The sequence below is a fragment of the Marinicella sediminis genome, assembly GCF_002000055.1.
GTDB classification, from domain to species: Bacteria; Pseudomonadota; Gammaproteobacteria; order Xanthomonadales; family Marinicellaceae; genus Marinicella; species Marinicella sediminis.
This window is the reverse complement of sequence record NZ_MVBD01000030.1, coordinates 1-1,736: the sequence shown is the minus strand read 5'-3', so window position 1 is coordinate 1,736 and position 1,736 is coordinate 1. Positions and strand designations below refer to the sequence as shown.

The 1,736-nt window shown below is 38.0% G+C and carries 2 protein-coding genes; one reads left to right on the top strand and one right to left on the bottom strand.

Annotated features, from left to right (window positions below; genetic code table 11):
* Positions 1-584: 584 nt before the first annotated feature.
* The gene (locus tag B0475_RS17300) at positions 585-1,412 is read right to left on the bottom strand and encodes a hypothetical protein (RefSeq protein ID WP_198538370.1); all 828 of its coding nucleotides are present in this window, start codon (positions 1,410-1,412) and stop codon (positions 585-587) included.
* 136 nt (positions 1,413-1,548) lie between these two features.
* Between B0475_RS17300 and B0475_RS17940 the strand changes: the two genes are divergently transcribed.
* On the top strand, positions 1,549-1,736 hold a 188-nt coding region (locus B0475_RS17940; protein ID WP_456298909.1), incomplete at its 3' end, for a hypothetical protein.

Genomic DNA, 1,736 nt, shown 5'->3' with positions numbered 1-1,736 from the left:
ACTTTGACCTTCAGTTTATCTTCAATCTGTTGAATAAATTGACTACTTCCCCAATATCCAGGACAGGCACTCCCTCAGAAATATCATACGGCCACTTCAGACATTTGCCACAGCTAATTCCAGCTGAATTTCTGAAAATCATGGATTTATGCGTGAGTCAATGGGGTCAGAGTCATTGATTTTAATGACCTGCTTGTTTTCTCGAATGCGAATCAATGACTCTGACCCCATTGATTCTGACCCCATTGATTCCAAATCAGGCATTTCTGGTCATGATCATTTCACCTGGTGTTTCAAACCTGAAAAACGCCTCTACACCACGTCAATTTTCTAATCTTCCACAAAAAAACCAGCTCAATCACTCAAGCTGGTCTCTCTGAAAAGTGCCTGTCCCTGTATTTTATCTCTCCAACTGGTTTATCTAGCTAATGCCTGTCCCTGTATTTTTGGACGTTCATATATGTCCCTGTATTTTATCTAGCTTATATATGTCCCTGTATTTTATCTAGCTTATGTCTGTCCCATTATTTTGTGGGATTCTTTAACAAATGACTGTCCCGGTATTTATTCTATTTCTCTCTTCGCTAATTATTTAAGTTACCACCAAATTTGCTTTTAACATCAAAATATTCTTTTGACAGTCTATAAATTGTATCTAAGCCTGCATTTTTAATGTAGCCGTCTAACATATTCTCATTACACATTTTTAGAAATACATAATCTCCGTAAGGTTCCTTCACTATTTTGTTTGATCTATAAATCCCAACTAATTTTTCATCTAGTGCTTGTTTTACCGTTATATTGTCTGTTGTTGAAAAACCATTCCATCTACACTCAACAATTCCTAAAACAATTTCTAAACTCAGTTTAGAAATTTGTAGATTTTTTTGTGCATTATCGACATCACCTATTTTCCAGTACAGCTCTGTAAGGATTGGATAGTATTTTATATTTGGAGTCTCAAATATTTCTATATTAGCTGCTTCTTCAAATAATGATATAGACTTCGAATATTCAAGATCATCCCAGGCCTTAAATGCTTCACACACTAATGAGTTAAGTTTGTCATACCCATCTTCATAGTATTTAATATCAATATTATTGCATGCGTTTGATTTCTCACTAAGGGTGCAACTTGAAATCATTAATAAAACATATAATGTATTTATACTTTTCATTTTCTTTCCTATGACGACAAAAGCGCGGACAGGCACTCCCTCAGAAATATCATACGGCCACTTCAGACATTTGCCACAGCTAATTACAGCTGAATCTCTGAAAATCATGGTTTTAAACGGAGAAAACCATGGGACTGGCAAGGAAATACCAGATTTGTTACCAGGAGACACCTTATTACCATGTGGTGAGTCGATGCGTCCGCAGGGCCTTCCTGTGTGGGGATGATCATGCATTTGGCAGGTTGCAAAAAAGCGCGCAGAAAAGCGCGGACAGGCACTCCCTCAGAAATATCATACGGCCACTTCAGACATTTGCCACAGCTAATTACAGCTGAATCTCTGAAAATCATGGTTTTAAACGGAGATAACCATGGGATTGGCCAGGAAATATCAGATCAGTGTCTCTGAGACACCTTATTACCACATCGTCTCCAGATGTGTCCGCAGAGCCTTCCTGTGTGGTGACGATCATGCTTCTGGAAGGTCATTTGAACATCGCAGAAAATGGGTTGTTGAACGTATGAAATACCTGGCAAAACTGTTCAGTATTGACATCTG